20 protein-coding genes are annotated in these 23,014 nt (G+C 70.5%); 16 read left to right on the top strand and 4 right to left on the bottom strand.

Going from position 1 to position 23,014, the window contains the following annotated elements:
- The first annotated feature begins 14 nt into the window (after positions 1–14).
- The 11 genes from mraY to ACZ6CL_RS09885 all read left to right on the top strand — a co-directional run bounded on the left by mraY (position 15) and on the right by ACZ6CL_RS09885 (position 11,388).
- The gene (gene mraY, locus ACZ6CL_RS09935; protein WP_468935164.1) at positions 15–1,082 is read left to right on the top strand and encodes a phospho-N-acetylmuramoyl-pentapeptide-transferase; all 1,068 of its coding nucleotides are present in this window, start codon (positions 15–17) and stop codon (positions 1,080–1,082) included.
- Positions 1,079–2,512, top strand: a complete 1,434-nt coding sequence (gene murD / locus ACZ6CL_RS09930) for a UDP-N-acetylmuramoyl-L-alanine--D-glutamate ligase (protein ID WP_468933509.1) — start codon at positions 1,079–1,081, stop codon at positions 2,510–2,512. The genes mraY and murD overlap by 4 nt, the downstream gene beginning before the upstream one ends.
- Positions 2,513–2,572: 60 nt before the next feature.
- Entirely contained in the window at positions 2,573–4,114 is a 1,542-nt protein-coding gene (ftsW, locus tag ACZ6CL_RS09925) for a putative lipid II flippase FtsW (protein WP_468933506.1), read from the top strand.
- Between the two features lie 6 nt (positions 4,115–4,120).
- Positions 4,121–5,215 (top strand): undecaprenyldiphospho-muramoylpentapeptide beta-N-acetylglucosaminyltransferase, encoded by a 1,095-nt coding sequence (gene murG / locus ACZ6CL_RS09920; RefSeq protein ID WP_055556334.1) that lies wholly within the window; start codon positions 4,121–4,123, stop codon positions 5,213–5,215.
- Between the two features lie 13 nt (positions 5,216–5,228).
- Entirely contained in the window at positions 5,229–6,026 is a 798-nt protein-coding gene (locus ACZ6CL_RS09915; RefSeq protein WP_468933502.1) for a cell division protein FtsQ/DivIB, read from the top strand.
- Positions 6,027–6,303: 277 nt separating this feature from the next.
- Positions 6,304–7,539, top strand: coding sequence for a cell division protein FtsZ (ftsZ, locus tag ACZ6CL_RS09910; protein ID WP_468933500.1), 1,236 nt, complete (start codon positions 6,304–6,306; stop codon positions 7,537–7,539).
- 43 nt (positions 7,540–7,582) lie between these two features.
- Positions 7,583–8,314: a peptidoglycan editing factor PgeF gene (gene pgeF, locus ACZ6CL_RS09905; RefSeq protein WP_468933499.1), complete on the top strand. Its 732-nt coding sequence runs from the start codon at positions 7,583–7,585 to the stop codon at positions 8,312–8,314.
- Positions 8,315–8,317: 3 nt separating this feature from the next.
- Positions 8,318–9,037, top strand: a complete 720-nt coding sequence (locus ACZ6CL_RS09900; RefSeq protein ID WP_468933497.1) for a YggS family pyridoxal phosphate-dependent enzyme — start codon at positions 8,318–8,320, stop codon at positions 9,035–9,037.
- Between the two features lie 123 nt (positions 9,038–9,160).
- Positions 9,161–9,775, top strand: coding sequence for a cell division protein SepF (locus tag ACZ6CL_RS09895; protein WP_361489674.1), 615 nt, complete (start codon positions 9,161–9,163; stop codon positions 9,773–9,775).
- Between the two features lie 73 nt (positions 9,776–9,848).
- A complete protein-coding gene (locus ACZ6CL_RS09890) occupies positions 9,849–10,145 on the top strand; it encodes a YggT family protein (protein ID WP_055556344.1) in 297 nt (98 codons plus the stop codon).
- Between the two features lie 49 nt (positions 10,146–10,194).
- Positions 10,195–11,388: a DivIVA domain-containing protein gene (locus tag ACZ6CL_RS09885; protein WP_468933495.1), complete on the top strand. Its 1,194-nt coding sequence runs from the start codon at positions 10,195–10,197 to the stop codon at positions 11,386–11,388.
- A 485-nt stretch (positions 11,389–11,873) separates the two neighbouring features.
- Here the strand turns inward: ACZ6CL_RS09885 and ileS are convergent, their stop codons facing one another.
- Positions 11,874–15,005: an isoleucine--tRNA ligase gene (gene ileS / locus ACZ6CL_RS09880; protein ID WP_468933493.1), complete on the bottom strand. Its 3,132-nt coding sequence runs from the start codon at positions 15,003–15,005 to the stop codon at positions 11,874–11,876.
- A 592-nt stretch (positions 15,006–15,597) separates the two neighbouring features.
- On the opposite strand from ileS, the gene ACZ6CL_RS09875 reads away from it, so the two are divergent.
- The 4 genes from ACZ6CL_RS09875 to ACZ6CL_RS09860 all read left to right on the top strand — a co-directional run bounded on the left by ACZ6CL_RS09875 (position 15,598) and on the right by ACZ6CL_RS09860 (position 18,494).
- Entirely contained in the window at positions 15,598–16,353 is a 756-nt protein-coding gene (locus tag ACZ6CL_RS09875) for a TraR/DksA family transcriptional regulator (RefSeq protein WP_468933491.1), read from the top strand.
- 71 nt (positions 16,354–16,424) lie between these two features.
- On the top strand, positions 16,425–17,006 hold the full coding sequence (locus ACZ6CL_RS09870) for a signal peptidase II (RefSeq protein WP_468933488.1): 582 nt from the start codon (positions 16,425–16,427) through the stop codon (positions 17,004–17,006).
- A gap of 73 nt (positions 17,007–17,079) precedes the next feature.
- Complete coding sequence (locus ACZ6CL_RS09865; RefSeq protein ID WP_468933485.1) at positions 17,080–18,021, top strand: RluA family pseudouridine synthase; 942 nt, start codon at positions 17,080–17,082, stop codon at positions 18,019–18,021.
- A complete protein-coding gene (locus ACZ6CL_RS09860) occupies positions 18,018–18,494 on the top strand; it encodes a GNAT family N-acetyltransferase (RefSeq protein ID WP_468933482.1) in 477 nt (158 codons plus the stop codon). The genes ACZ6CL_RS09865 and ACZ6CL_RS09860 overlap by 4 nt, the downstream gene beginning before the upstream one ends.
- A gap of 19 nt (positions 18,495–18,513) precedes the next feature.
- Here ACZ6CL_RS09860 and ACZ6CL_RS09855 read toward each other — a convergent pair whose 3' ends face one another.
- Positions 18,514–19,641: a mechanosensitive ion channel family protein gene (locus tag ACZ6CL_RS09855; RefSeq protein WP_468933479.1), complete on the bottom strand. Its 1,128-nt coding sequence runs from the start codon at positions 19,639–19,641 to the stop codon at positions 18,514–18,516.
- A gap of 104 nt (positions 19,642–19,745) precedes the next feature.
- Between ACZ6CL_RS09855 and ACZ6CL_RS09850 the strand changes: the two genes are divergently transcribed.
- Entirely contained in the window at positions 19,746–20,327 is a 582-nt protein-coding gene (locus ACZ6CL_RS09850; protein WP_468933477.1) for a dienelactone hydrolase family protein, read from the top strand.
- Between the two features lie 19 nt (positions 20,328–20,346).
- Here the strand turns inward: ACZ6CL_RS09850 and ACZ6CL_RS09845 are convergent, their stop codons facing one another.
- Positions 20,347–21,996: an alkaline phosphatase D family protein gene (locus tag ACZ6CL_RS09845; protein ID WP_468933475.1), complete on the bottom strand. Its 1,650-nt coding sequence runs from the start codon at positions 21,994–21,996 to the stop codon at positions 20,347–20,349.
- Positions 21,997–22,138: 142 nt separating this feature from the next.
- Positions 22,139–22,969 (bottom strand): DsbA family protein, encoded by an 831-nt coding sequence (locus ACZ6CL_RS09840; protein ID WP_468933472.1) that lies wholly within the window; start codon positions 22,967–22,969, stop codon positions 22,139–22,141.
- Positions 22,970–23,014: the final 45 nt, after the last annotated feature.

Genomic DNA, 23,014 nt, shown 5'->3' with positions numbered 1-23,014 from the left:
AACACGTAGGCGCCATGAGGCAGATCCTCTTCTCCGGGGCCATCGGGCTCTTTCTGACCCTGATCGGCACTCCGCTGCTGATCAAGCTGCTCGCCCGCAAGGGCTATGGCCAGTACATCCGGGATGACGGCCCGCGGACGCACGGCAGCAAGAAGGGCACGCCCACCATGGGCGGCATCTCCTTCATCCTGGCCACGCTGATCGCCTACGCGGTGACGAAGGTGATCACGGGCAGCGAGCCGACCTTCTCCGGTGTGCTCGTCCTCTTCCTGTTCGCGGGAATGGGCCTGGTCGGCTTCCTCGACGACTACATCAAGATCGTCAAGCAGCGCAGCCTGGGCCTGCGGGCCAAGGCCAAGATGGCCGGTCAGCTGATCGTCGGTGTCGCCTTCGCGATCCTCGCGCTGAACTTCGCCGACGCGCGCCAGCAGACCCCGGCCTCCGACCGGCTCTCCTTCGTCCAGGACTTCGGCTGGTCCTTCGGCCCGGTGATCTTCGCGATCTGGGCGCTGTTCATGATCCTCGCGATGTCGAACGGCGTGAACCTCACCGACGGCCTCGACGGTCTGGCGACCGGCGCCTCCGTGATGGTCTTCGGCGCCTACACCTTCATCGGCGTCTGGCAGTACCAGGAGTCCTGCGCCAACGCGCAGACCCTCACCAACCCCTCGTCCTGCTTCGAGGTGCGTGACCCGCTCGACCTCGCGGTCGTCGCCTCCGCGCTGATGGGCGCCTGCTTCGGCTTCCTGTGGTGGAACACCTCGCCCGCCAAGATCTTCATGGGCGACACCGGCTCGCTCGCGCTCGGCGGCGGCCTCGCGGGGCTCGCCATCTGCTCCCGCACCGAGCTGCTGATGGCCGTCCTCGGCGGGCTGTTCGTCCTGATCACCCTCTCCGTGGTCATCCAGGTCGGCTCGTTCCGGCTCACCGGGCGCCGGGTGTTCCGGATGGCGCCACTCCAGCACCACTTCGAACTCAAGGGGTGGAGCGAAGTCCTTGTGGTGGTCCGGTTCTGGATCATCCAGGGCATGTGCGTGATCGTCGGACTCGGCCTCTTCTACGCGGGCTGGCGGGCTTCGTGACCATCGACGTCACCGACCTCGCCGGACGGCACGTCACCGTCGCCGGACTCGGCGTCTCCGGGGTCCCCGCAGCGCGTGCGCTGCGGGGCCTCGGGGCCACGGTGACCGTCGTCAACGGAAGCGACGGCGAACCCCAGCGCGCCCAGGCGGCCGAACTGGAGCCGCTCGGCATCACCGTCCGGCTCGGCGACGGGGACACGTTGCCCGACGGCACCGAGCTGATCGTCACCACGCCCGGCTGGAAGCCCACCAGCCCGCTCTTCCTGGCCGCCGAGAAGGCGGGCGTCCCGGTCTGGGGCGACGTGGAGCTGGCCTGGCGGCTGCGCGGCCCGGACTCCGCGCCCTGGCTCGCGGTCACCGGCACCAACGGCAAGACGACGACCGTGCGCATGCTGGCGTCCATCCTGGAGGCCGCCGGGCTGCGCACCGCCGCCGTCGGCAACATCGGCGTCTCGCTCCTGGACATCGTGCTCGGCGATACGCCGTACGACGTGCTCGCCGTCGAGCTGTCCAGCTACCAGCTGCACTGGGCGCCCTCGCTGCGCGCCCACTCCGGCGCGGTCCTCAACCTCGCCCCGGACCACCTCGACTGGCACGGCTCCATGGCGGCGTACGCGACCGACAAGGGCCGGATCTACGAGGGCAACCAGGTCGCCTGCGTCTACAACGCCGCCGACCCCGCCACCGAGGACCTGGTCCGGGCCGCCGACGTCGAGGAGGGCTGCCGGGCGATCGGCTTCACCCTCGGCACCCCCGGACCCTCCCAGCTCGGCGTCGTCGAGAACATCCTCGTCGACCGGGCCTTCGTTGCGAACCGGCAGAAGAACGCCCAGGAGCTGGCCGAGGTCGCCGACGTCAACCCGCCCGCCCCGCACAACATCGCCAACGCGCTCGCCGCCGCGGCCCTGGCCCGCGCCTACGGCGTGCCGCCCGGGGCCGTACGGGACGGGCTGCGCGCCTTCCGCCCCGACCCGCACCGGGTGGAGCACGTCGCGGACGTCGGGGGCGTGAGTTACGTGGACGACTCCAAGGCGACCAACACCCACGCCGCCGAGGCGTCGTTGGGCGCGTACGAGCACATCGTGTGGGTCGCCGGCGGCCTCGCCAAGGGCGCCACCTTCGACGACCTCGTCACCACGGCCGCCGGGCGGCTGCGCGGCGCGGTGCTGATCGGCGCCGACCGGGCCCTGATCCGGGAAGCGCTCACGCGACACGCAGCGGATGTCCCGGTCGTGGACCTCGACCGGACCGACACTGGGGCGATGGCTGCGGCTGTCCGGGAAGCGGCCCGGCTCGCCCGACCGGGCGATACGGTCCTTCTGGCCCCGGCCTGCGCCTCGATGGACATGTTCACCAACTACAACAAGCGGGGCGACGCCTTCGCCGCGGCGGTTCACGACCTGGCCTCGGGCCCGGTCACGGACGAGTAGGAGCCCGCAGGTCCCCCGCGAGGACCACCGCTCGCGCGGAGAACCTGGAGGGGATACGACATGACGCCTGACCAGCCCGCCGCGCCGCGGTCCCGGCAGGCCGGTGCGACCACCGGCCGCCCCGGGCCGCGCTCGGGCGGCGCCGCGCGGCCACGGCCCGTCACGCGGGGCAAGGGCGCGGCGGCCTCCCCGGACAGGACGGCGGCGGCCAAGGTGGCGGGCAGGGCCGCGGCGGCCAAGGCGGCAGTGGGCAAGGCCGCGGCGGGCAAGGGCCGTCAGGGCGCTCCCAGGGCACCCCGCCGCCCGGTGATCCGCACACCCGGCCGCCCCTCCCGCGGCAGCCTGCTGGACGCCCTGCGGGGCACACAGCAGCGCGCCAAGAAAACCTGGGACCGTCCGCTCACCGCGTACTACCTGATCCTCGGCGGCGCCGCGCTGATCACCGTGCTGGGCCTGGTGATGGTCTACTCCGCCTCCCAGATCAAGGCGCTCCAGTCGGGCCTGGCGCCCTCGTACTTCTTCCGCAAACAGCTCTTCGCGGCGGTGCTCGGCGCCGCGCTGATGCTGCTGGCCGTGCGCATGCCGATCAAGCTGCACCGCGCCTTCGCCTATCCGCTGCTGGCGGCCTCGGTCTTCCTGATGTGCCTGGTCCAGGTGCCGGGGATAGGGATTTCGGTCAACGGCAATCAGAACTGGATCTCCTTCGGCGGTCCGTTCATGCTCCAGCCGAGCGAGTTCGGCAAGCTCGCGCTCGTCCTGTGGGGCGCCGATCTGCTCGCCCGTAAGCAGGACAAGCGGCTGCTCTCGCAGTGGAAGCACCTTCTGGTGCCGCTCGTCCCGGCGGCCGCCCTGCTGCTCGGGATGATCATGCTGGGCGGCGACATGGGCACCGCGATCATTCTCTCGGCGATTCTTTTCGGCCTGCTTTGGCTCGCGGGCGCCCCCACCCGGCTCTTCGTGGGCGTGCTCGCCTTCGCCGGGGCGATCGGCCTTCTGCTGATCAAGACCAGCGCCAACCGGATGTCCCGGCTCGCCTGCATCGGCGCCACCGAGCCCGGAGCCAACGATCAGTGCTGGCAGGCGGTGCATGGGATCTATGCTCTGGCCAACGGCGGATGGTTCGGTTCCGGACTCGGGGCCTCCATGGAGAAATGGGGCGAACTCCCCGAACCGCACACCGACTTCATCTTCGCCATTACCGGGGAGGAACTCGGCCTGGCGGGGACGCTGTCGGTGCTCGTCCTCTTCGCGGCTCTAGGCTATGCGGGTATCCGCGTGGCCGGACGCACGGAGGACCCCTTCGTACGGTACGCCGCGGGAGGCGTGACCACCTGGATCACGGCCCAGGCCGTGATCAACATCGGTGCGGTGCTCGGCTTGCTGCCGATCGCCGGGGTTCCGCTCCCGCTGTTCTCCTACGGAGGGTCCGCCCTGCTGCCGACCATGTTCGCCGTCGGTCTGCTGATCGCCTTCGCACGGGCCGAGCCCGCTGCACGGGCGGCGCTGGCCATGCGGCAGCCTGCTTTGCGGAAGAAGCTGGCTCGGGTGAGACGGAAGACGATGAGACGGCGCGTCAAGGAACGGCCGTCCGGAGAGCGGTGAATTTCGGTGCATGTCGTACTCGCCGGTGGGGGGACCGCCGGCCACATCGAGCCCGCGCTCGCCCTCGCGGACGCCCTGCGTAGGCAGGATCCGACCGTGGGGATCACGGCGCTCGGCACGGAGCGCGGGCTTGAGACCCGCCTCGTGCCCGAGCGCGGCTACGAACTCGGGCTGATCCCGGCCGTGCCGCTGCCACGCAAGCCCACACCCGAGCTGATCACCGTCCCCGGACGGCTGCGCGGCACCATCAAGGCCGCCGAGCAGATCCTTGAGCGCACCAAGGCCGACTGCGTGGTCGGCTTCGGCGGCTATGTGGCCCTGCCCGGCTATCTGGCCGCCAAGCGGCTGGGTGTGCCGATCATCGTCCACGAGGCCAACGCCCGGCCCGGGCTCGCCAACAAGATCGGCTCGCGCTACGCCACGTCCGTCGGGGTCTCCACCCCGGACAGCAAGCTCCGGGGTGCCCGCTACGTGGGCATCCCGCTGCGCCGTTCCATCGCGACCCTGGACCGGGCCGCGGTCCGCCCCGAGGCGCGCGCGGCCTTCGGCCTCGACCAGAACCTGCCGACGCTGCTGGTCTCCGGCGGCTCGCAGGGCGCCCGTCGGCTGAACGAGGTCGTCCAGCGGGTCGCCCCGTTCCTCCAGCGGGCCGGAATTCAGGTCCTCCACGCGGTGGGTCCGAAAAACGAACTGCCGCATGTGGACAACATGCCCGGAATGCCGCCCTACATCCCGGTACCGTACGTGGACCGGATGGACCTCGCGTACGCCGCGGCCGACATGATGCTCTGCCGCGCGGGCGCGATGACCGTCGCCGAGCTGTCCGCCGTCGGGCTCCCGGCCGCCTACGTCCCGCTGCCCATCGGCAACGGCGAGCAGCGGCTGAATGCCCAGCCGCTGGTCAAGGCGGGCGGCGGACTGCTGGTCGACGACGCCGAGCTGACGCCCGAATGGGTGCAGAGCAATGTGCTCCCGGTGCTCGGCGACCCGCACCGGCTGTACGAGATGTCGCGGCGCGCCGCCGAGTTCGGCCGCCGGGACGCCGACGAGCTGCTGGTCGGCATGGTGTACGAGGCAATCGCGGCACGCCGCCAGGCGTGAGAAGGCAGGGAGCGTGGCCGGACCGACGACCGCCGAGAGCGGTCCCCGACGGGCGTCGCCGTCCGGCCCGCCCCCGCGCCTCTTCGCGGCGCGGCGCAGGATTCGCCTGCCCCGCCGCCGCACCCTGATCGTCGCCGCCGTGGTGGCAGCCTTGCTGGGCGGCGGGACCGGCTGGCTGCTGTACGGGTCGAGCTGGCTGCGGGCCGAGCGGGTGAGCGTCGCCGGCGCGGACGTGCTCACCCAGGCCGAGGTCCGCAAGGCCGCGGCCGTCCCGCTGGACACCCCGCTGGTCGCGGTGGACACCGACGCGATCGGGCAGCGGCTGCGCGACCGGCTGCCGCGGATAGCGAAAGTGGACGTATCCCGGTCATGGCCGCACACCATCAGTCTTGATGTGACGGAACGCAAGGCCGAAGTGATTGTCGAAGAGGGCGGGAAGTTCCGCGAAGTGGACGCCGGTGGCGTGCGGTTCTCCCGGCTGACCCAGCGGCCGAAGGACGTTCCGCTGCTCGAAATGGAGCCGGACCGGTCGCCGAGTTCACGCCATTTCGGCCCGGGGCGGCTGCGTCGCGAGGCCGTCCGGGTGGTCTCCGGGCTCCCGGCGAAGGTCCGGGCGGACACGCGCTCGGTCCGCGTCCGTTCGTACGACTCGATCACCCTGGAGCTGTCCAGGAGCCGTACGGTCGCGTGGGGGAGCGCTGAGCGCGGAGCCGTGAAGGCCAAGGCGCTCACCGCGCTGATGAAAGCGCGGCCCGACGCCGGTCACTTCGACGTCAGCGCGCCGAGCGCGCCCGCGGTGTCCCGTAGTTGACGGGGATAGCGGCAGGCCAGCACCCTGGTTGGCTAGCCCACTGGGTGATCACATAGGGTGAAAAGAAAAGCGGTCGGTTCGGCGTGTTCATTGAACGCGCGCCACTTGTCGACTTAGTGTCCTGTTCCGAAGACTCCGGGAAACAGAGGCACTGGTAACCCTAAACTTCAGCGTTAGGGTTGGGGTCGGCAATCGGAACCGTCCCATTCGGCATCAGTCGGCGCACCGCGGCAACAGCGGGGTGGCGACACGTAACTCGAGGCGAGAGGCCTTCGACGTGGCAGCACCGCAGAACTACCTCGCAGTCATCAAGGTCGTCGGCATCGGCGGCGGTGGCGTGAATGCCATCAACCGGATGATCGAGGTCGGGCTCAAGGGCGTCGAGTTCATCGCGATCAACACCGATGCGCAGGCCCTGCTGATGAGTGACGCGGACGTCAAACTCGACGTCGGCCGTGAGCTCACTCGTGGACTGGGCGCCGGCGCCAACCCCGATGTCGGCCGCAAGGCCGCCGAGGACCACCGGGAGGAGATCGAGGAGGTCCTCAAGGGGGCCGACATGGTCTTCGTGACCGCGGGTGAGGGCGGTGGCACCGGCACCGGTGGCGCCCCCGTCGTCGCCAACATCGCCCGCTCGCTGGGCGCGCTGACGATCGGTGTGGTCACCCGTCCGTTCACCTTCGAGGGCCGCCGCCGCGCCAATCAGGCCGAGGACGGCATCGCGGGGCTGCGCGACGAGGTCGACACCCTCATCGTCATTCCGAACGACCGGCTCCTGTCGATCTCTGACCGTCAGGTGAGCGTGCTCGACGCGTTCAAGTCGGCGGACCAGGTGCTGCTGTCGGGTGTTCAGGGCATCACCGACCTCATCACCACCCCCGGTCTGATCAACCTCGACTTCGCGGACGTCAAGTCCGTGATGTCCGAGGCGGGCTCGGCGCTCATGGGCATCGGCTCGGCGCGCGGCGACGACCGCGCGGTGGCCGCCGCCGAGATGGCGATCTCCTCGCCACTGCTGGAGGCGTCCATCGACGGCGCCCGGGGTGTGCTGCTCTCCATCTCCGGCGGCTCCGACCTCGGTCTGTTCGAGATCAACGAGGCCGCCCAGCTGGTGAGCGAAGCCGCCCACCCCGAGGCCAACATCATCTTCGGCGCGGTGATCGACGACGCGCTCGGCGACGAGGTCCGGGTCACCGTAATCGCGGCGGGCTTCGACGGCGGCCAGCCGCCCGCGAAGAACCAGAACCGCGACAAGGTGCTGGGCTCGTACAACGGCGGCCGCGAGGAGAGCACGAGCAGCCAGGCTCCCCGCCAGCCCGCCCCGGAGCCCGGCCGTCCGTCCTTCGGCGGCCTCGGCAGCGTCACTCCGCGTGAGGAGGAGCCCGCCCCGGAGCCCGCTCCGGTCGCCGAGGTTCCGCCGCCGCCCCCGGTGTCCACGCCGCAGGTCCCGCCGGCCCGTCCCTACCAGGACAGCCAGGCCGAGGAACTGGACGTGCCGGACTTCCTGAAGTGAGCCGGGTGCCATGGCTCCACGGCGACCCTGAAGCGACTCAGCAGTGATAGCGCAACAGCACGACGCGAGCGGCGCGCACTTCGCCTTCACCGACCGGTGGGGCGGGGTGAGCGCCGCTCCGTATGATGAGCTGAACCTCGGCGGCGCGGTGGGCGACGACCCCCAGACCGTGCGGACCAACCGCGAACTGGCGGCCAAGGCACTCGGCCTGGACCCGTCGTCCGTCGTCTGGATGAACCAGGTGCACGGCCGGGACGTGGCCGTGGTCGAGGGTCCCTGGGCGACCGGTGAGATCCCTTCGGTGGACGCGGTGGTGACATCGCGTCGGGGGCTCGCCCTCGCCGTCCTTACTGCCGACTGCACCCCGGTGCTGCTGGCCGATCCGGTCGCCGGTGTCGCCGGTGCCGCCCACGCGGGACGGCCGGGCCTGGTCGCCGGAGTGGTCCCGGCGGTGGTCGAGGCGATGACCGCTCAGGGCGCGGACCCGGTCCGGATCGTGGCCCGAACCGGACCCTCCGTTTGCGGCCGGTGCTACGAGGTCCCCGAGGCGATGCGCGCCGAGGTCGCGGAGACGGTGCCCGAGTCCTGGGCCGAGACCAGCTGGGGCACCCCGGCGGTGGACGTGGCGGCCGGGGTACGAGCCCAACTCGCCCGGGCCGGTGTGGAGATGGATGGACAATCTCACATCTGCACCCTGGAATCGGCGGATCACTTCTCGTACCGGCGCGACCGCACAACGGGGCGGCTCGCGAGCTATGTCTGGTTGGACGGCTGAGCTGTGACGGATCGCAAGACGGAACTGGCCGCGAACCTGGCACGGGTGGAGGAACGTATCTCCGCCGCCTGCGCCGCCGCCGGTCGCAAGCGCGAAGAGGTGACCCTGATCGTGGTCACCAAGACGTACCCGGCGAGCGATGTCCGTTTGCTCGCGGAACTCGGCGTCCGGCACGTCGCCGAGAACCGCGATCAGGAGGCCGCCCCGAAAGCTTCGGAATGTGCCGATCTGCCATTGATCTGGCATTTTGTCGGGCAATTGCAGACCAATAAGGTGCGTTCTGTATGTAGTTATGCCGATGTGGTGCAATCGGTTGATCGCAAGCGATTGGTCGACGCGCTCTCGGGTGCGGCTGTGGGGGCCGCGCGCGAACTGGGTGTCCTGATTCAAGTGGCGCTCGATGTGGACTCCGGCGAGCGGGGTCAGCGGGGAGGCGTCGGTCCGGACGGAGTGGGCGCCCTCGCCGACGCCGTGATCGCGGCCGACGGGCTGCGGCTGGACGGGCTGATGACCGTCGCGCCGCTGGCCGGCCCCTACGCGGACCAGCCGCGGGCGGCGTTCGGCCGGTTGATGGAAATCTCATCCGGCCTGCGCGTGGCTCATCCTGCTGCGAACATGGTCTCCGCGGGAATGAGCTCAGATCTGGAAGAAGCGGTTGCGGCGGGAGCGACACATGTGCGCGTCGGCACCGCGGTACTCGGAGTCCGACCCAGGCTCCGGTAACGTCGCGAAGAAGTCGGACCACAGCAGAAAATATGGTCATTCCCGTCAAAAGACGGGCAGGCCACGTGGATCCAGGGCATCCGGTGGCGGAGCCGATCCACCACAGAGCGGAGGACGCAGAGAATGGCCGGCGCGATGCGCAAGATGGCGGTCTACCTCGGCCTCGTGGAGGACGATGGGTACGACGGCCGGGGGTTCGACCCCGACGACGAATTCGAGCCCGAGCCGGAGCCTGAGCGGGAGCGCCGGCGTCATCCGGCCGTGGAGACCGAACCACGGCCGGAGAGGGGCGAATCTGTGCGAGTCGTCCATCCCCCCGCACAGCGTGAACCAGCTCCGCTTGTGACGGAAAGCAGACAACCCGCGCGAATCGCCCCCGTGGCGTCTATCACACCTGAACGTCAGAACTTGGAGAAGAACGCACCGGTGATCATGCCCAAGGTTGTGTCCGAGCGGGAGCCGTACCGCATCACCACACTGCACCCCCGGACCTACAACGAGGCCCGTACTATCGGGGAACACTTCCGTGAGGGCACCCCGGTGATCATGAATCTGACGGAGATGGACGACACGGACGCGAAGCGACTTGTCGACTTTGCCGCCGGACTCGTGTTCGGTCTCCATGGGAGCATTGAGCGCGTGACGCAGAAGGTGTTCCTGTTGTCTCCTGCTAACGTCGATGTCACGGCGGAGGACAAGGCCCGTATCGCAGAGGGCGGGTTCTTCAACCAGAGCTGAGACGCAACACGGCAACACCGAGTCATCCGAGGCCGCAAGGCCGCGTACGCAACAGGGGAGAGGGACGCGCGAGATGGGCATCGCACTGCAGGTGATCTACATCGCGCTGTACTGCTTCCTGATCGTGCTGATCTTCCGGCTGGTGATGGACTACGTCTTCCAGTTCGCACGCTCGTGGCAACCCGGTAGGGCGATGGTGGTCATCCTCGAGGCCACCTACACTGTGACCGATCCGCCACTCAAGCTGCTGCGGCGGGTCATCCCGCCGTTGCGTCTCGGGGGTGTGGCGCTCGACCTGTCCTTCTTCGTGCTGATGATCATCGTCTGGATCCTGATCACCGTCGTGAGCAATTTTGCGAGCAGGGTGTGAACGATACGGTCTTGCCGGTTGCCGACGACTACGTTGAGGTGAAGTAGAGATGCCGTTGACCCCCGAGGACGTGCGGAACAAGCAGTTCACGACCGTCCGCCTCCGAGAAGGCTATGACGAGGACGAGGTCGATGCCTTCCTCGATGAGGTCGAAGCCGAACTGACCCGGCTACTGCGGGAGAACGAGGACCTGCGCGCCAAGCTGGCCGCAGCCACCCGGGCCGCCGCACAGAGTCAGCAGCAGCAAGGCATGCGCAAACCACCGGAACAGCAGGAGCGACCCGGCGCCCCTGTTCCCGCCGCCATATCCGGACCGCCGCAGCAGCAGGGCCAGCCCGGCCCGCCGCAGCAGCAGCAGCAGCAACAACAACAGCAACAGCAGCAGCAGATGGGTGGCCCGCCGCAGCTTCCGGGCGGTGCCCCGCAGCTGCCGGCCGGTCCGATGGGCCAGGGCGGCCCCGGGCCGATGGGCCAGGGCGGCCCCGGCGGTCCTGGTGGCCCCGGCGGTCCCGGTCCGATGGGCCAGAACGGCCCCATGGGTCCCGGCGGGCCCATGGGCGGCCCGATGGGCGGTCCCGGTGGCCCCGGCGGCCCGCAGCTGCCGCAGCCGGGTCAGGGCCCGGGCGGCGACAGCGCCGCGCGCGTGCTCTCGCTCGCGCAGCAGACCGCTGACCAGGCGATCGCGGAGGCCCGTTCCGAGGCCAACAAGATCGTCGGCGAGGCCCGCAGCCGCGCCGAGGGCCTGGAGCGCGACGCCCGCGCGAAGGCGGACGCGCTGGAGCGGGACGCGCAGGAGAAGCACCGTGTCGCGATGGGCTCCCTGGAGTCCGCTCGTGCCACGCTCGAGCGCAAGGTCGAGGACCTGCGTGGCTTCGAACGCGAGTACCGCACCCGGCTGAAGTCGTACCTGGAGAGCCAGCTGCGCCAGCTGGAGAACCAGTCCGACGACTCGCTGGCCCCGCCGCGTACCCCGGCGACCGCGTCGCTGCCGCCGTCCCCCTCGATGAGCGGGTCCATGGCTTCCTCGGGTGCCGGCTCGATGGGTGGCCACACGATGGGCGGCAACCAGTCGATGGGCGGTGGCCACCAGCAGAACGGCGGCGCGCCGTCGTACGGTGGTCAGCAGCAGATGTCCCCCGCGATGACCCAGCCGATGGCACCGGTGCGGCCGCAGAGTCCGCAGCCGATGCAGCAGGCGCCGAGCCCGATGCGGGGCTTCCTCATCGACGAGGACGACAACTGACGCGTCGCGCGTCTGACTGAGCGTCTCGGCAATCACGGGCCGGGCCCGGGAGCAGCACCAAGCTCCCGGGCCCGGCCCTTTTGCTGGCTGGGGGTGCTTTTGTCGATACGCGGCTCCGCCGCGTGTGGGGGCTCCGCCCCCGGACCCCCGGTCCTCAAGCGCCGGACGGGCTGGGGTCCGTAACCGGGGCTTTGCCTCGCGGCCGCGGGGGTTGGGCGCGGGGCAGGGCTGCTCCCGGACCGCGGGCCCCAACTGCCACGACCATGCCCGTCTCGGTGCCGGGGCCCATGCCGGTTGTGGCCGAGGGGATGCGGTTCGGCGTGCCGGTTGCGGCGCCTGGGTGGGCGTCGCGGGACGGGAGGTCAGGGGGCGGAGCCCCCTGCGCCTGGGCCCAGTCGCGGCGTGCCGGACGGGCGGGCCGCAACCGGGGTCCGGGGTGGGCCCCGGTTGCGGGGAGGGGCGGGGGACAAACCCCCGCCCCTGGGTTACGCCTTGTGGAGGCGGAAGGTGAGCCCCAGGGCCGGGTCCTCGAAGGGGGTGCCGTAGGCCGCGTCGGCCTCGCCGGAGGCGAAGTCCGTGGCGAGCACCTCGTCGGCGATCAGCTCCGCGTGGTCCGTGAGGGCCTGACGGAGGTCCTCGTCGGACGACTGCCACCGCAGGGCGATCCGGTCCGCGACGTCCAGCCCGCTGTTCTTACGGGCCTCCTGGATCATCCGGATCGCGTCCCGGGCCAGCCCCGCGCGCCGCAGCTCCGGGGTGATCTCCAGGTCGAGGGCGACCGTCGCGCCCGAGTCGGAGGCGACCGACCAGCCCTCCCGCGGGGTTTCGGTGATGATGACCTCGTCGGGGGAGAGGGTGACCGTCTCGCCGTCGACCTCGACCGAGGCCGTCCCCTCGCGGAGCGCTACCGACAGCGCGGCGGCGTCGGCTTCCGCGATGGCCTTGGCGACCGGCTGGGTGCCCTTGCCGAAGCGCTTGCCCAGGGCACGGAAGTTGGCCTTGGCGGTGGTGTCGACCAGCGAGCCGCCGACCTCGCTCAGCGTGGCGAGCGAGGAGACGTTCAGCTCCTCCTCGATCTGGGCGCGCAGCTCGGCGCCCAGGGCCTCGAAGCCGGACGCGGCGACCAGCGCGCGCGAGAGCGGCTGGCGGGTCTTCACGCCGGATTCGGCGCGGGTGGCCCGGCCCAGCTCCACCAGGCGCCGTACGAGCGCCATCTGGGCCGAGAGCGCCGGGTCGATCATGGCCTGGTCGGCCTCCGGCCACGAGGTGAGGTGGACGGAGTCGGGGGCGTCCGGGGCGACGGGGACGACCAGGTCCTGCCAGACGCGCTCGGTGATGAACGGGACCAGCGGGGCCATCAGCCGGGTGACCGTCTCGATGACCTCGTGCAGCGTGCGCAACGCGGCCGCGTCGCCCTGCCAGAAGCGGCGGCGCGAGCGGCGGACGTACCAGTTGGACAGGTCGTCCACGAACGCCGACAGCAGCCGCCCGGCGCGCTGGGTGTCGTACGCCTCCATCGCCTGGGTGACTTGCTCGGTGAGGGTGCCCAGTTCGCCCAGCAGCCAGCGGTCCAGCATCGGGCGCTCGGCGCGGGCCGGGTCGGCGGCGGACGGTGCCCAGCCCGACGTGCGGGCGTACAGGGCCTGGAAGGCGACCGTGTTCCAGTAGGTGAGCAGCGTCTTGCGCACGACCTCCTGGATGGTGCCGTGGCCCACCCGGCGGGCCGCCCACGGCGAACCGCCGGCGGCCATGAACCAGCGCACGGCGTCGGCGCCGTGCTGGTCCATGAGCGGGATGGGCTGCAGGATGTTGCCCAGGTGCTTGGACATCTTCCGGCCGTCCTCGGCCAGGATGTGACCGAGGCAGACCACGTTTTCATAGCTCGACCGATCGAAGACGAGCGTGCCGACCGCCATGAGCGTGTAGAACCAGCCGCGGGTCTGGTCGATGGCCTCGGAGATGAACTGCGCCGGGTAGCGCTTCTCGAAGACCTCCTTGTTGCGGTACGGGTAGCCCCACTGCGCGAACGGCATCGAACCCGAGTCGTACCAGGCGTCGATGACCTCCGGCACCCGCACGGCGTCCAGCGAGCAGCCCTCGGCGGGGCAGGCGAAGGTGACCTCGTCGATGTACGGGCGGTGCGGGTCGAGCCCGGTCTGATCGGTGCCGGTCAGCTCGGACAGCTCGGTGAGCGAGCCGACGCAGGTCAGGTGGTTCTCCTCACAGCGCCAGATGGGCAGCGGGGTGCCCCAGTAGCGGTTGCGGGAGAGCGCCCAGTCGATGTTGTTGTTCAGCCAGTCGCCGAAGCGGCCGTGCTTGACCGAGTCCGGGAACCAGTTGGTCTTCTCGTTCTCCCGCAGCAGCGCGTCCTTGATCGCGGTGGTGCGGATGTACCAGGACGGCTGGGGGTAGTAGATCAGCGGGGTGTGGCAGCGCCAGCAGTGCGGGTAGCTGTGCTCGTACGCCAGGTGCTTGAAGAGCAGACCGCGCTCGTCCATGTCGCGGACCAGCGCCTCGTCGGCCTTCTTGAAGAACTGGCCGCCGACCAGGTCCAGCTCGTCCTCGAAGGTGCCGTCCGTGCGGATCGGATTGACGATCGGAACGCCGTAGGCGCGGCTGCTCTTGAAGTCCTCCTCACCGTAGGGCGCCTGGTGCACCAGTCCGGTGCCGTCCTCGGTGGTGACGTAGTCGGCGTTGACCACGAAGTGCGCGTCCGGGATCTCGACCAGCTCGAAGGGGCGCTGGTACGTCCAGCGCTCCATCTCGGCCCCGGTGAAGCTCTGGCCGGTGGTCTGCCAGCCCTCGCCGAGCGCCTGCTCGACCAGCGACTCGGCGACGACCAGCTTCTCCTTGCCGTCCGTGGCGACCACGTAGGTCACCTCGGGGTGGGCGGCGACCGTGAGGTTGGCGACCAGCGAGAACGGAGTGGTCGTCCAGGCCAGCAGCGACGCCTCGCCCGCCAGCGGGCCGGAGGTCAGCGGGAAGCGCACATAGACCGAGGCGTCGACGACGGTCTCGTAGCCCTGCGCCAGCTCGTGGTCGGACAGACCGGTGCCGCAGCGCGGACACCAGGGGGCGACCCGGTGGTCCTGGACCAGGAGGCCCTTGTTGAAGATCTCCTTGAGCGACCACCACACCGATTCGACGTACTCGGGGTCCATCGTGCGGTAGGCGTCGTCCAGGTCGACCCAGTAGCCCATGCGCTGGGTCAGCTCGGCGAAGGCGTCGGTGTGCCGGGTCACCGACTCCCGGCACTTGGCGTTGAACTCGGCGATGCCGTACGCCTCGATGTCCTTCTTGCCGTTGAAGCCCATCTCCTTCTCGACCGCCAGCTCGACCGGCAGGCCGTGGCAGTCCCAGCCCGCCTTGCGGGCGACGTGGTAGCCGCGCATGGTGCGGAAGCGGGGGAAGACGTCCTTGAAGACGCGGGCCTCGATGTGGTGCGCGCCCGGCATGCCGTTCGCGGTGGGGGGGCCCTCGTAGAAGACCCACTCCGGCCGGCCCTCGGACTGTTCGAGGGTACGGGCGAAGATCTTGTTCTCGCGCCAGAAGTCGAGCACGGCGTGCTCGAGGGCGGGCAGGTCGACCTGGGCGGGCACCTGGCGGTACTGCGTCATCGGAATGCGTCCTCCGGCGGATACGTCTCGTCGTTTCCGTCGGAGGGACGAGAGCTGTCAGCGCTCCCGCGGTACCACCCTCCTTGGCCGTGAGCAGCGCGCTCCCGGCCCCCTCATTGGGGTCGCGATGCCGGTTCTACTGGCCCAGTGCGGGTGTTCTTCCGGCGGCTCCGGGGTGATCCTTCACATCGCGCTCGCCCCCGGGCTCACACCGTCCCCGGGTCGCTGGTGGCCGCGTACGACGCTACTCGTCCCCATCCACGCCTTTCGCTGGGCCCAGTGTACGGGGCCGGACGGACCGCGGCCGACCGATTTACGCCGCTGCGCCGACTGGGGTACGGGCCCCACCCGAGATGACCCGAATGCCGATACGCCGGGTGCTGCAGTGCGGGAGCCGTCGCACGTCACTCTCCGGTACCGGTTCCCGGCCGGATTACCGGGCGGCGGGTGGGGCACAACGGTGGAGACCGGGTTGCCGTACGGGCAAGCCGGGCGAATCGGGCGGCGTGCCCCGTTGCCGCGTGCCCGGAGTCGATTTATCGTTCCGGAACGATTCGCGAGCAAGATCACAATATGTGAAGGGGCCGCGGCCATGGTGGCTAGGAAGACCGCCGTGCAGAAGAGTACGGCGAAAGCGACGAAGGCCGCGTCCGCCAAGAAGAGCGCCGCGCCGGACGACAAGGCCGCGAAGGTCACGAAGAAGGCCACTGCGAAGAAGGCCACCAAGACCACGGCAGCCAAGAAGACCACGAAAGCCACGGTCAAGAAGGCCACGGCCAAGAAGACCGCGTCGGCCGCACCCGCCAAGAAGGCGGTGCCCGCGAAGAAGACGGGAGCCAGGAAAGTGGTTGCGAAGAAGACTCCGGGCGGTGCGCCGACCGCGAAGCAGGCCGCGCCGTCGTTCCCGCCCTCAGGCGTGCCCAAGGCCCGGGTGTCGGACGGCCCCGTGGACCCCGCTGAGCTGGCCGTACGCCCCGGTGAGGACCCCTGGTCGGCGGAGGAGGTGGAGGAGGCGCGCACCGAGCTGCTGACCGAGGCGGGCCGGCTGCGTACCGAGATCCTCGCCTCCGAGGAGGCGATCACCGGGCTGATGCGTGACTCAGGCGACGGCGCGGGCGACGACCAGGCCGATACCGGCACCAAGAACATCACGCGCGAGCACGAGATGGCCCTGGCCGGGAACGCCCGCGAGATGCTGCTGCAGACCGAGCGCGCCCTGGAGCGGCTGGACGCCGGGACGTACGGACTCTGCGAGAACTGCGGAAACGCGATCGGGAAAGCCCGGATGCAGGCATTCCCGCGCGCCACGCTGTGCGTCGAGTGCAAACAGCGTCAGGAGCGCCGCTGACCGTCCGCACGCCTGTGTCGTACCCTCGTCTGAGCCAGGGGGAGACTGGCCCGGACGATGAGGGACACACGTTGACAGAGGCGGAGCAGGCCATCGGTACGCCAGATGCGGGGAAGGCCGAGGAGGGCGCCGGGACCAGCGCCGCCGGTGCCGCGGCGGGGGCCGGGAAGAAGCGGCGGATCGGGGTGCTGATCGCGGTCGCCGGGTTCGCGTACCTCCTGGATCTGTGCAGCAAGCTGGCCGTGGTCGCCAAGCTGGAGCACCACGCTCCGGTCGAGGTGATCGGCACCTGGCTGCAGCTGGAGGTGATCCGCAACCGCGGCGCCGCCTTCGGCATGGGCGAGGCGATGACCATCGTCTTCACGGTGATCGCGGCCGCGGTGATCGTGGTCATCGCGCGGCTGGCCCGCAAGCTCTACAGCCTGCCCTGGGCGATCGCGCTCGGCATGCTCCTCGGCGGCGCCTTCGGCAACCTCACCGACCGGGTCTTCCGGGCGCCGGGCGATCTGCAGGGGGCGGTCGTGGACTTCATCGCGCCCGCGCACTTCGCGGTCTTCAACCTCGCCGACTCGGCGATCGTGTGCGGCGGCTTCCTGATCGTGATCCTCTCGTTCCGCGGTCTGGACCCGGACGGCACGGTCCACAAGGACTGACGCGCCGCTGCCGCGCGGGGCCGGTATCCGACGGGCGTACGAACCGGTCCGCGCGGTCCGTCATACTCGACGGGTGAGTACGATTCCCGAGATCCGCACCCTGCCCGTACCCGACGGACTGGAGGGCGAGCGCGTCGACGCCGCGATCGCCCGCATGTTCGGCTTCTCGCGGACCAAGGCGGCCGAGCTGGCCGCGGCCGGGAAGGTGCAGGTCGACGGCAGCACCGCAGGAAAGTCCGACCGGGTCTCCGGCGGGGCCTGGCTCGAAGTCGAGATGCCGCAGGCCGCGCCGCCGGTCCAGATCGTCGCCGAGCCCGTCGAGGGCATGGAGATCGTCCATGACGACGACGACATCGTGGTCATCGCCAAGCCGGTCGGCGTCGCCGCCCACCCCAGCCCCGGCTGGACCGGCACCACCGTGATCGGCGGGCTCGCCGCCGCCGGGTTCCGCATCGCCACCTCGGGCGCCGCCGAGCGCCAGGGCATCGTCCACCGGCTGGACGTGGGCACCTCCGGGCTGATGGTCGTCGCCAAGTCCGAGCGCGCGTACACCCTGCTCAAGCAGCAGTTCCGGGAGCGCACGGTCGAGAAGCGCTACCACGCGCTGGTCCAGGGCCACCCCGATCCGCTGAGCGGCACCATCGACGCGCCGATCGGGCGCCACCCCCAGCACGACTACAAGTGGGCCGTGACCGCGGACGGCAAGCCGAGCGTCACCCACTACGACCTCATCGAGGCCTTCCGCGCCGCCAGCCTCCTCGACATCAAGCTGGAGACCGGGCGCACCCACCAGATCCGGGTGCATATGTCGGCCCACCGCCATCCGTGCGTCGGCGACCTCACCTACGGGGCCGACCCCACGCTCGCCAAGCGGCTGAAGCTGACCCGGCAGTGGCTGCACGCGATGCGGCTGGGCTTCGAGCACCCGTCGGACGGCAGCTGGATCGAGTTCGAGAGCCCCTACCCGGACGATCTGCAGCGGTCGCTGGACATCGTGCGGTCGGAGAGCGCGTGAGCCTGCCGTACGCCATCGAGGTCGTGACCGATGGCGACCTCACGGGCTGCCATGCCGTGCGCCGCGAGGTCTTCGTGGTCGAGCAGGGGATTTCCGTGGAGGAGGAGATGGACGCGTACGACGCGCACGCCGTCCACCTCCTGGCCTCCTCGGCGGGCCGTCCCGTGGGCACCGTCCGGTTCCTCCACGGCGCCGCCGCTGACAAGAAGTACGCCCACGCCGGGGTGAACGGCGCCACCACCGCCGTCCTCGGCCGCCTCGCCGTGGCCTCCGCTGCGCGCGGCACGGGGCTGGGGGCGGCGCTGGTCCGGGCCGTCGAGGCGGAGGCGGGGCGCCGGGGGCTGTCCCAGGTCTACCTGGAGGCCCAGACCCACGCGCTCGCGTTCTACGAGCGGCTGGGGTACGCGGCGTTCGGGCCGGAGTTCGACGAGGGCAGCGGCATCCCGCACCGGGCGATGCGGCGGGCGCTGTGAGGCGCTGAGCCCTGCGGCCTCAGCCCTTGCGGAAGCCGTTGTCGAAGCGGGCGAAGTGGTCCTCGTGGGCGGGGCCGGTGGGAGCGGGCTGCGCGGACGCGGGTATCTGGGCCTGCACCGCGGGCGCGGTCGTGATCCGCGGCAGCGCGTACGGATGCTCCTCCCGCAGCCACGTGATCATCCGCTCCCGCACCTCGCACCGCACCGTCCACGCGTCGTCGGAGTCCCGCGCGGTGATCAGCGCGCGCACCACGATGGTGCTCGGGCTCGTGTCGGTGACGACCAGGCTCCAGTCCCGCCCGTCCCAGGCCCGTGACTCCTGCACGATCTCGCGCAGCTTCGCCCGCATCTCCTCGATCGGGGCGTGGTGGTCGAGGTGGAAGAGGACCGTGCCGGTCTTCTGGGCGCCGCCGCGCGACCAGTTCTCGAACGGCTGGCCGGTGAAGTACGACACCGGCATGGTGATCCGGCGCTCGTCCCAGGTCCGCACGGACAGGAAAGTGAGGGTGATCTCCTCGACCGTGCCCCATTCGCCGTTGACCACCACCGTGTCGCCGATCCGCACCATGTCGCCGAAGGCGATCTGCAGCCCGGCGAAGAGGTTGCCCAGCGTCGACTGGGCGGCGACACCGGCGACGATGCCCAGGATTCCGGCGGACGCCAGCATCGACGTGCCGACGGCACGCATCGCGGGGAAGGTCAGCAGCATCGCCGACGCCGCCACCACCCCGACCACCGCGGCCACCACGCGCTGGATCAGCGTCACCTGGGTGCGCACCCGCCGCACCCGCGCCGCGTCGTGCGCGCTGGCGGCGTAGCGGGAGTACGAGGACTCCACGATGGCCCCGGAGCCGCGGATCACCAGCCAGGCGGTCGCCGCGATCAGCACCAGCGTGAGCAGCCGCCCGATCGCCGTCTGGTGCGCGCTGATGGCCGGTGCGTGGATCGTCTCGTACGAGCCGCGGAGCAGCGCCGTGCACACCGTCACCTGGAGCGGCAGCCGACAGCCGCGCAGCAGGTCCCACAGCGGGGTCTCCGGGTGCCGGGCGTCGATCCGCCGCAACAGCCAGTCGGCTCCCCAGCCGATGAACAGGGTGATGGCGAGGGAGCCGCCGATGACGATGAGCGGACGCAGCACGTCCTCCATGAAGATCTTCCTCGTCCTTCCGCCGGAGGTTCTCGGTTCCGCCTTCCCGGGCCTTACCTGGCACGATGGGCGAAGCGCGGTCCACCCACTAGGAAGTGACTACTGTGTCCGGTTCCCCGATCCTGCTCCTCCATTCCATGTACGGCCTGCGGCCCGCGGTGCACGCGGCCGCGGACCGGCTGCGTGCCGCGGGGCATGAAGTGCTCGTACCCGATCTGTACGAGGGGCGGACGGCGGACACCGCCGAGGAGGGCATGGCCCTCAAGGAGGAGATCGGCGGGGACGAGCTGCTGAAGCGGGCGGTGCGGGCCGCGGCGCCGGTCTCGGACCGGGGGCTGATCTACGCGGGCTTCTCGCTCGGCGGCTCGATCGCGCAGAACCTGGCGCTGGCCGACGAGAAGGCGCGCGGGCTGCTCCTGCTGCACGGGACCTCGGACATCGCCGACGACACCACGACCGACGAGCTGCCGGTGCAGCTGCACGTCGCCGACCCCGACCCGTTCGAGCCGCACGACTGGCTGAACGCCTGGTATCTGCGGATGGGGCGGATCGGGGCCGATGTGGAGGTCTTCCGCTATCCGGGGGCGGGGCATCTGTACACCGACCCGGAGCTGCCGGACTACGACGAGCAGGCCGCCGAGGCCACCTGGCGGGTGGCGCTCGGCTTCCTCGACGAGCTGGCCTAGGGCGGACACGCCCGAGGGCTCAGGCCACCGGCTGGTCGGCGCGCTCGACGCGCTGGGTGCCCGAGCGGGTGCGGTAGGACCGGGACCAGGACGCGGTGGCGTCGGGGTCGGTCTTGTCGGAGACGGCGTAGTAGTCCATCTGGGCCCGCTCGGCGGTGACGTCGAGCACGCCGTATCCGTGCGCGTCCATGTCCAGCCACTTCACATGGCGGTTGGCGGCCCGGAGGGCGGCGGCCGCGGCCAGCGAGACGGTGTGCGCCGGTACGTGAAGCAGATCGTCCAGGTTGTCCGAGGTCACCGAGGTGACCACGAACTCGGTCGCGGCCGAGTCGGAGAGCGGATAGGTCGCGGCCTTCACCGGCACGTCGTTGGCCCACGCCATGTGGATGTCACCGGTGAGGAAGACGGTGTTGCCGATGGCGTTCCGGGTGAGGTGGGCGAGCAGCTCGCGCCGGTTGTCCGTATAGCCGTCCCACTGGTCGGTGTTGATCGCCAGGCCCTCCTTGGGCAGCCCGAGGAGTTCGGCCAGCGGGGCGAGCAGCTCGGCGGAGAGCGAGCCGAAGGCGACCGGTGAGATCATCACCGAGTTGCCGACCAGCCGCCAGGCGGTGTCCGAGGCGGAGAGCCCGGACTTGAGCCAGTCGAGCTGGGCGCGCCCGGTGACCGTACGCTCCGGGTCGTCCACCGCGCCGCTGCCCACGCCCGCCTGCTGGGAGCGGAACGAGCGCAGGTCGAGCAGGTGGAGGTCGGCGAGGGTGCCGTAGCGCAGCCGCCGGTAGGTGGTGCCCGCGGTGGAGGGGCGTACCGGCATCCACTCGAAGTACGCCTGCTTGGCGGCGGCCACCCGGGACGCCCAGGCGCCCTCGGTGCCGGGGGTGTGGTTCTCGGCCCCGCCCGACCAGGCGTCGTTGGCGAACTCGTGGTCGTCCCAGATGGCGATCACCGGGACCGCGGCGTGCAGCGCCTGGAGGTCGGCGTCGGTCTTGTATCTGCCGTGCCGGGTGCGGTAGTCGGCGAGGGTGGTGATCTCGTGGGTGGGGGCGTGCTGCCGGACGACGCTCTTCTCATCGGGGTATTCGCCGCTCTGGTACTCGTAGATGTAGTCGCCCAGATGCAGGACCGCGTCCAGGTCGGTGCGGTCGGCGAGATGGCGGTACGGCGAGAAGTAGCCCGATTCCCAGTTGGCGCAGGAAACCACCCCGAAGCGGATCCCGACGGTCGCGGCGTCGGCCGCCGGTGCGGTGCGGGTGCGCCCCACGGGGGAGTACGCGCCGCCGTCGGCGCGGAAGCGGTAGAAGTAGTCGGTGGCCGGGCGCAGCCCGCGCACATCGGCCTTGACGGTGTGGTCGGCCGAGGCGGTGGTCTTGGTGGTGCCGTGCGCGACGACCGTACGGAACTCCCGGTCCGTGGCGACCTCCCAGCCGGTCTCGACGGCCGGGCCGAGCCCCGAACCGGGCACGGCGTCGGGGGCGGGGGTGACGCGCGTCCACAGCAGGACGCCGTCGGGCAGCGGATCGCCGGAGGCGACGCCGTGAAGGAAGGCGGGGCCGGTGTCGGCGTGGGCGGCCGGCTGGGCGGCCAGGGGCAGCAGGGCGGCGGTGGCCGCTACGGCCGTGACAGCGCTGCGGCGGGATATGTGGTTTTTGGCGTCGGTCACGGCCGACGACATTACTGGCAAGTAAGCCCGAAGGGCAGGCCTTCCGGGGGAAGTTCGCCCATGTGTCGCCGCGGGGTCACCGCCGGGTCGGCGGGCGTGCCCTCGGGGTGTTCCCGGGAGGGCGCGCCCGCGCGGACCCGGCGGTGCGGGGCGGTTACTTCTTGAGGTTCTCCTGGATGAGCGGGGTGAACTGGTCCGGCGTCATGGGCGGATTCTTCTGGGGGGTCTCCAGCACCTTGCCGTTGAGCTTGAAGGCCGGGGTGCCGTCGACGTTCTTGGCCTTGTTGAAGGAATTGGACATGGCCAGCGCCCACCGGTCGTACGTGCCCTTCTTCACGGCCTTCTCGAAGGCCGCGTTGCCCTTCAGCTCCTTGACCTGCTGGGCGACGTCGATCAGCTTCTGGTCGTCGGCGAAGGCGTCGTCGGTCTCCTCGGGGTGGTTCTTCGGGGAGTACAGCGCCGTCTTGTAGTCCAGGAAGGCCTGCGGGCTGACGTTGAGCGCCGCACCGAGCGCGCTCAGGGCGTTCTTCGAGCCGGCGCCGGGCATCTGCTTGTTGTCGTCGAGGAAGGTGCCCATCGTGAACTGCGCCTTGTAGGTGCCGTCCTTGATGTCCTTGAGCACGGTCGGCCCGGTGAGCTTCTCGAACTGGGCGCAGACCGGGCAGCGCATGTCCTCGTAGACGTGCAGGGTGTTCTTGGCCTTCTTGTCGCCGATGACCACCGTGGTGCCCTGGGCGCCGCTGGTGTTGGCGGGCTTCGCCATCGTCTTCTTCTCGGCGGCCGTCTGCCACTTCTGGTTGACGTCGTCGGTGTTGATGTTGGTGACGGCGTAGCCTATGCCGCCCGCTATCGCGAGGACCGCGAGGACCGCGCCGCCGACGAACAGCTGGCGGCGCGTCCGCTCCTTCTTGGCCTGGCGCTCACGCTCGGCGCGCAGCCGCTCACGCGCGGCCTGCTTGTTCTGGTGGCTGTTGCGGTTGCTCATGATGGATCGATCTCCGTCGTTCTGCGTCGGTCAATAGTGCGTACG

It is taken from the genome of Streptomyces sp. NPDC041200 (genome assembly GCF_055591805.1).
Note: the sequence above shows the minus strand (reverse complement) of the source record. Positions and strands in the feature narration are given on the sequence as shown.

What these genes read in the sequence shown, in the direction of transcription:
- mraY (WP_468935164.1), top strand. Translation starts at nt 15, where the DNA reads ATGAGGCAGATCCTCTTCTCCGGGGCCATCGGGCTCTTTCTGACCCTG.
- ftsW (WP_468933506.1), top strand. Translation starts at nt 2,573, where the DNA reads ATGACGCCTGACCAGCCCGCCGCGCCGCGGTCCCGGCAGGCCGGTGCG.
- ACZ6CL_RS09895 (WP_361489674.1), top strand. Translation starts at nt 9,161, where the DNA reads ATGGCCGGCGCGATGCGCAAGATGGCGGTCTACCTCGGCCTCGTGGAG.
- ACZ6CL_RS09890 (WP_055556344.1), top strand. Translation starts at nt 9,849, where the DNA reads ATGGGCATCGCACTGCAGGTGATCTACATCGCGCTGTACTGCTTCCTG.
- ACZ6CL_RS09885 (WP_468933495.1), top strand. Translation starts at nt 10,195, where the DNA reads ATGCCGTTGACCCCCGAGGACGTGCGGAACAAGCAGTTCACGACCGTC.
- ileS (WP_468933493.1), bottom strand. Translation starts at nt 15,005, where the DNA reads ATGACGCAGTACCGCCAGGTGCCCGCCCAGGTCGACCTGCCCGCCCTC.
- ACZ6CL_RS09875 (WP_468933491.1), top strand. Translation starts at nt 15,598, where the DNA reads ATGGTGGCTAGGAAGACCGCCGTGCAGAAGAGTACGGCGAAAGCGACG.
- ACZ6CL_RS09855 (WP_468933479.1), bottom strand. Translation starts at nt 19,641, where the DNA reads ATGGAGGACGTGCTGCGTCCGCTCATCGTCATCGGCGGCTCCCTCGCC.
- ACZ6CL_RS09845 (WP_468933475.1), bottom strand. Translation starts at nt 21,996, where the DNA reads ATGTCGTCGGCCGTGACCGACGCCAAAAACCACATATCCCGCCGCAGC.
- ACZ6CL_RS09840 (WP_468933472.1), bottom strand. Translation starts at nt 22,969, where the DNA reads ATGAGCAACCGCAACAGCCACCAGAACAAGCAGGCCGCGCGTGAGCGG.